The sequence below is a fragment of the Corynebacterium sp. Marseille-P8863 genome (assembly GCF_946902955.1).
Lineage (GTDB): Bacteria > Actinomycetota > Actinomycetes > Mycobacteriales > Mycobacteriaceae > Corynebacterium > Corynebacterium gottingense.
This window is the reverse complement of the sequence record NZ_CAMPQC010000027.1, coordinates 1-6,811: the sequence shown is the minus strand read 5'-3', so window position 1 is coordinate 6,811 and position 6,811 is coordinate 1. Positions and strand designations below refer to the sequence as shown.

Annotated in this window: 4 protein-coding genes; 2 read left to right on the top strand and 2 right to left on the bottom strand. The window is 64.8% G+C overall.

All coding sequences use genetic code 11. From position 1 onward, the window contains the following. Positions 1–230: 230 nt before the first annotated feature. Entirely contained in the window at positions 231–1,157 is a 927-nt protein-coding gene (locus OVO38_RS12260; RefSeq protein WP_267208678.1) for an endonuclease domain-containing protein, read from the bottom strand. A 113-nt stretch (positions 1,158–1,270) separates the two neighbouring features. Here OVO38_RS12260 and OVO38_RS12255 point away from each other — a divergent pair, with 113 nt between their 5' ends. Next, entirely contained in the window at positions 1,271–2,662 is a 1,392-nt protein-coding gene (locus OVO38_RS12255) for an aromatic amino acid transport family protein (RefSeq protein WP_143340172.1), read from the top strand. Here OVO38_RS12255 and OVO38_RS12250 read toward each other — a convergent pair. Further along, a complete protein-coding gene (locus tag OVO38_RS12250; RefSeq protein WP_095278619.1) occupies positions 2,659–3,663 on the bottom strand; it encodes a GIY-YIG nuclease family protein in 1,005 nt (334 codons plus the stop codon). The genes OVO38_RS12255 and OVO38_RS12250 overlap by 4 nt on opposite strands. 160 nt (positions 3,664–3,823) lie before the next feature. Here OVO38_RS12250 and OVO38_RS12245 point away from each other — a divergent pair, with 160 nt between their 5' ends. Continuing rightward, positions 3,824–6,262 (top strand): LamG-like jellyroll fold domain-containing protein, encoded by a 2,439-nt coding sequence (locus OVO38_RS12245; protein WP_267208676.1) that lies wholly within the window; start codon positions 3,824–3,826, stop codon positions 6,260–6,262. Positions 6,263–6,811: the final 549 nt, after the last annotated feature.

The window sequence follows — 6,811 nt, the reverse complement described above, 5'->3', positions numbered from 1 at the left end:
TTATATATTACACTGTCTATAATAATTAGCCTGTAAACAGTTAGTATGATGACATATATATCGTATACACTAGAAGATATGTATGAGTAAATTTGTCCCCTCATCCTTCGGCTTTTTTTTTTTTTTAAAATTGACGGCCCCCCCAGAATTACCCCACAGGGAGTGTCGTCGGCAGCGTCAGATGTTTATAAGAGGCAGGCCCCAACCGCAGCGCCAAACCCCCGGCCCGCCTACCGCCGCCAGTGCTCCCCGTGGCCGGGCCGCCACTGCGTCGCCGGCACCCGCGGCGGCCCGAGGTGCTCCGAGCGCGCCTTGAGGTCGAGGATGTGGCGGATGCACCAGTCCTCGTCGCGCAGGATCTGCCGCGGTGTGAGCCTGGCAACCTCGTAACCCTGCACCCGGATCCAGTTCTCCCGCTGCGCCTGCTCCAGGGCGGCGGTCTGCCCGTCCTCGGCAAACTTCACGTCGCCGTCGACCTCAATGACCAGTTGGTCCCACAACAGGTCAGGCCGCACGTACGGTCCGATCCACAGCTGCTCCTGCGCCTCGATGCCGCGCTCGCGCAGGATGACGCGCAGGAGCGACTCGTACGGCGACTGCGACAGGGATGAGCTCCAGGCCAGCGCCGTCCGCGCGTGTGCGATGCCCTTCTTCCTGGCCAGGCGGCGCACCGTCGCCTCGAGCTCCGCCCGCGCGCCGGGGCGGAACTGGTGGAGGAACGAGTCCATCGCGACGACGCCGTGGCGCACCCCGTGGAGCCGGGCGACGTCGACGGTGGTGCGGACGGGGGTGGTGAGGAGGACGGTGTCGCCGTCGAGAAGCGAGATGGAAGCCCGGTCAACCTCCGGGATCCGCATCTCCCGGTACTGCACCCCCTCGGGCCACTGCTTCTTCGGCGGCGGCGAGTGGCGCGGGTTGGCCAGCATTACCGGCGAGTGCTTCGCGGGCAGCGTCCATAGGCCCATGATGACGGCGGCCGAGCGGCCCACCACCACCGCCTTTTGTGCGCCGACCCCGATCGCGTACGCGCGCAGAAACTCCTGCTCATAGGCCTTGAGGCCGCGCCAGTCCTGCTCGGCCACGTACCGCGTCGCGGACAGCTTCCGGCACGCGAGCGCGTCGCTCTCCCCCGGCCGGATCAGGTGCGTCACAAGCATTGCTCTTTCCATGTCCCCTCCCCGGACATCAGCGTACCAACTCGGTTTGGCGTCGAAAGTGGGTACGACCCCCGTGCTACCCTTGTGAGCTACGACATTGAAAGCGTGGAACTATGACCACTTCACATAAGCAAGACACCACCCATCCCGTCCCCTACGCCGACCTGCCCGAGCAGTACAGCGACGAGCACCTCGAGCTCGGCCGCGCGCAGTTCGACGCCGACCACCTCACCGAGGCGGACAAAGAGCAGATCCGCGAGCAGCGGCGCTCCAAGGCCCCGGACGGCAACTTCTTCTCCTGGGTGATCGCCCTGTTCGGCACCGGCGTCGGCGCCGGCATCCTGTTCCTGCCCATCAACGCGGGCAGCTTCGGGTTCTGGCCGCTGGTGATCGCCACGCTGATCATCGGGCCGATGGTGTTCCTCTCGCACCGCGCGTACGCCCGGATCGTGGCAGCGTCGCCGTCGAAAGGCCTGGACGTGCTCCAGGTCGTCACCGCGCTGACCGGCCGCAAGCGGGGCCTGGTTAGCGCGCTCATGTACTGGCTGGGCATCTATCCGGTGGTGCTCATCTATGCCATTTCGATCACGAATACGGTTGACAGCTTCGTCGTTAATCAGCTCCATGGCCCCGAAATCAACCGCTGGCTCCTGGCCACCGTATGCGTCGGCGTGCTCACGGGCGCCTACGCGCTGGGCATGAAGGTGACCCTGTGGCTGGCAAATGCGCTGGTCTACCCGCTGATTTTCGCGCTCGCGGCGGTGTCGATCTACCTGATTCCGCGGTGGGATGTCGCCAGCTTCCGCGCCTACGAGTCGCAGACGCCGATGTGGCAGGCGGTGCTGCTGATCATGCCGGTGCTGGTGTTCTCATTTAGCCACATCGCGGCGGTGTCGCAGTTCGCGCTGGACATGCAGAAGCGCACGGGTGGCGACGTCGCCGCGACCGAGCGCGCCGTCTCCAAGATCGAGCTGGTCACGGCCGCGATGCTCGTCCTCTTCACCATGTTCTTCGTCTGGTCGTGCGCGCTCGCGCTCGGCGCCGACGGCATGGACGCCGCGAACGAGCAAAACGTCCCGGTCCTGTCCTACCTGGCCAACGAGACGCACACGCCGTTCCTCGCGTGGGTGAGCCCGCTCATCGCCATCTGCGCGATCATCACGTCCTACTTCGGCCACCTCCTCGGCACCGAGGAAGGCACCGGCTACCTTATCCGCGTCGCGGCCCCGCGCACGGCGGCCACACTCACCCCGCGCTCGATCCGCCGCGTGGTCAACGTCTTCGTCTTCGTCACGGCCGTCCTCGTCGCGGTGCTCAACCCGTCGGTCCTGGACATGATCTCCGTCGTCGGCGGCGTCTTCGTCGCGTTCCTCCTCTACATCCTGCCCGCGCTCCTCGCGTTCAAAGCCACCGCGTTCAGGCACTACGCCCGCCGCCCGGACACCATCTTCCTCCTGGTCATGGGCTCGCTCATCCTCGCCGTGTCCATTTGGGGCATGTTCTAGCCGCTTATCGACGCCCCTCCGTCCCCCATCCCTTCCGCCTCCACCTCATCAGTCTCGCGGTCCTCCCAGTCCGCGAGGCTGACGTTTGCGTTCTCCGCCAGGTGCCAGGCGGTGCGCCCGTTGGTGGCCGCGCCGCGCACAAAGCTGGCGGCCGAGCTTGGGCTGGAGAACTCCACGTCCTTGGTCAGGCGGAAGTTGTCCATGCTGTCCGCGTACCGCTCGCGGTTGGCGGTGATGGCCTTCGGGGCGCTCGCCGTGAGGTCCTCGCGCAGCTTGGCTCCGCTGAACACCACGAACCCGCCCGGCGTGCGCTGCCCGAGCGCGTGGATGGAGCGGTCGTAGCTGGCCAGCTCGAACACGGGCTCGTCGTCAGCACTGCTCGGCGCGTGCTCCTGCGGCACCGCCGCCTGCCCGCGCCGGGTTGCCTCCGACGCGACGGGCTGGAACGCCGTGATGCCGAGGGCGCTGATGATCAGGTTGGTGTTCTCGATGAACTCGTCGAGCACCGCCTGTACCTCCTCGGTCACGTTGCCCGGCGACGGCGTGTTCCCGTTCGCCACCTCGTACCGGCCCGCGCTGACGGCGCGCTGGTGGAACGCGTTTTCCAGGAACGTGATCTCGGTCGGGCCCCACGAGTTGTCCACCACGACGAGGTAGATGATGCGGTTGAAGAAGTCCTTGTCGTCGCTGCGCGTGTGCTCGGCGGCGCGCGCGAACGCCATGCCGTTCTGCCTGCGCGTGGCCTGCCCGATGTAGATCTTCGGCTGATCCGTGTCCGGGTTCGTGCCCACCAGGAAGTACACCGCGGGCTGGTTGAGGTCAGGCCGCTGCTTCAGCTTCGCCGAATTGATCTCCGTGCGCGGGATCGAATAGACGCGGCCCACCCAATTCGCAATCGACGCCTTAATCGGCCCGTCCGGCGTCCCGTCCATCATGAACATTTGCAGCGTCTTCGGTGTGGGCATGCGGTCCTCCTGCTGGGCTCGGTTGTGCGGGTCCACTGTATCCCCTCTTCCGCCCGCCCCCGCACATTGGACTTCCCTCTCCAACTCCCAGCCTTCACCTCAATTTCACCGTAACGCAACCTGGCAGCGCTACGTTTGAGTGTGGATTTCACCCACCAAAGCAATCCCGTCAGTCACGCACCGTAAAGGATCTCCCATGCGCACACACATCGCGGCCGTCACCGCGCTCGCCCTGCTCACCCCGATGACGCAGCTCCCGCTCCCCACTGCGAATGCCGCCGAAGCCGGCGCCGACCTCGCTTCCCGCTTCACCCTCGGCGTGCTTCCGGACACCCAGTTCTACGCCCGCTACGGCGACAAGGACGCCGGCGACATCTTTGGCACCCGCTACGGCTCGAACCCGTTCGACGTGCAGACCGAGTTCCTGGCAAAGCACCACGAGGACCTGAACACCCAGTTCGTGGCGCATCTTGGTGATGTCGTCGACCAGGCCAACGTCCGCAACTCCTGGGACATCAGCTCGGAGGCGATGAAACCGCTGGAGGACGCGCACCTCAACTACTCCATCCTGCCGGGCAACCACGACTACTTCATGTTCGACGGCGAGGACGGTCCGTCCGCGTTCGAGGAGTACTTCCCGGAGGAGCGCGCGAAGCGGAACGCCACCTTCCAGGCCCGCCACCAGTCCACGGGCATCCACGACGGCGGCGACGGCTACGGCTTCCCGGGCCAGAAGACGGATTCCGAGTACCACATCTTCGAGGCCGAGGGACAGCAGTACCTCCTCCTCGCGCTGGGTTTCCGCGCGCCTGATGATACCCTCGATTGGGCCCAGCAGGTCATCGACGAGCACCCGGACCTCCCCGTCATCCTCACCGCTCACGAGATCTCCGGTATCAACGGCGACGGCTCCACCTACTTCACCAAGGAGTACGGCGAGCACCTCTGGGACAAGCTGATCCGCAAGAATGACCAGATCTTCCTCACCATCGCGGGCCACCACCACGGCGCGGGCTACCACGTGGAGAAGAACGACGCCGGCCACGACGTCATCAACATCCTGCAGGACTACCAGATGGCCTACCTGGGCGGCAACGGCCTGATGGGCCAGCTCCAGTTCGACCTGACCAACAACACGCTCGACATGACGGCCTACTCGCCGTGGGTCAAGGACAAGGACCACGCGAAGCTCACCAGCTTCGACCACCTCCTCCCCGAGGGCGAGGGCGACTCCTACTCCATCGACCTCAACTTCGCCGAGCGCTTCAAGTCCTTCGCCCCCGACTTCACCAAGGGCGATGAGAACGACCCCGACTACGCCGAGCTCCTCCGCACCACCGTCGCCGACGGCTTCCAGCCCTACGAGGTCACCGAGCAGGACAAGCCCCGCAACGACCAGGATTACGTCCACGTCGATGGCACTGCCGTCCACTGGCGCCCCGGCCAGACCACGTTCGAGGGCAAGATGCTTAACGACGCCTCCCCTGCCCCCAAGGGTGCCGTCATCCCCGATGTGGCCAACGGCAACGACATGACCCGCGTCCGCTACCGCGTCGGCGCCCGCGAGGACGCCGTGACCTTCTCGGAAGACACGCACCCCCTCTCCTCGGACCGCGGCTCCCTGCGCTGGAAGGACCCCAAGTTCAAGCACTCCACCGCCTGGTTTGAGACCGCCACCGGCGCCGACATCAACGACATGCAGTTTGAGAACGGCTACACCATGGAGGCCTTCCTCAAGCTCGACGAGGACTGGAACGCCGACAACAACAAGTGGTCCAACGCCCTCATCCGCGACGAGTCCGGCACCGTCGCCCACCCCGACAGCGAGGACGGCGACCCGATCCAGATGCTGGGCGTGTCCAGCCTCCGCGAGCTGCGCTGGTACGCCTGGGGCCAGAACGGCGAGGGCTTCTCCAACTGGACCCACGAGGTCCCGAAGGGCGAGTGGATGCACGTGGCCGTGGTCAATGACCCGAAGGACAAGTCGGTCACCATGTATGTCGACGGCTCCCCCATTCTTCGCGACGGCTACGGCCCCCTCGGCATGGGCGGCGAAGGCGCCCAGTGGCTCCTCGGCACCTCCGCCTGGGAGAACGACAAGGTCGACGGCTGGTTCGGCAACATCGGCGAGGTCCGCATCGTGGACCACCCGATCGGCCCGGACCAGTGGCTGACCGCCCGCGCGGCCGACGCCCCGACCCCGTCGCCCACGACCACGGCTCCTTCGGCGACCACCACTGCGGCTGCCACCACTGCGGCTGCCACCTCTTCGCCGGCGGCACCGGCGGCACCGGCGGCTACCTCGGCTACCGCGGCTACCGCGGCTACCGAGACCACCACCGTCACCACTACGGTGACCGCCCCGAACACCGAGCCGACCACTGCGGCGACCGCTGCACCGACGACGGCGCCGACCACTGCGGCCCCGGCGACGGCAACGGCGACTGCAACCGAAACCGTCACGGTTACCGAGACCGCCTCCCCCAGCGAGGGCTCCTCCACCGCCGAGTCCGCCGGACTCTTCGCGGGCGGCATCCTCATCGGCCTGCTCACGCTGTTCGGCGCCCTGGTCTTCGACCTCGGCGGCGTGATCAACTCGATCGTCGACCAGATCCGCTCCGCCCTCAACATCTAAACGGTCCGTTAAACGCCGGCGAGTCATCTCAACTCGCCGGCGTTTCCGCGTTCCGGTCCCATTTATATTCCGAGTTTGTGCCGCAATACCCGCCCCCTTGACGTGAATTACGTCACATGTTCATATGATTTGCTTGGCTGTCTCTGTCTTTACAATTAGGAATCCGCTTACGTGCGCTCTGTGCTTTGGCTTGCATGCACGTTCTATGCAGTATTTGAAACATGCCATCTACCTCGAACTACAACCATGTTGTTCACATTTGTCCAGGTTATCCGTAGTGCCAGTGGGACTTCCCGCGCCGGTGTAGCGCTTTCAAAAATGAGAATTATGCACCGAAATTGCTGTTTTCAACGGGTATGCAACGCCCTTCGTGTTTTGTAAGCTAAGGGCCGGAGAATTTCGAAGCAGGGCCCGGCGTTTTGGGGTTAAGCGACAAAATGTGTGCTTTTCTCGGCGTGTCGACTTAAGCGACAAAATGTGTGCTTTTTTGGGGGTGGGATGGGTGGTTTTTGGGTGTGTTGTGCTGGGGTTATGTTCGTCCTGCCCAGC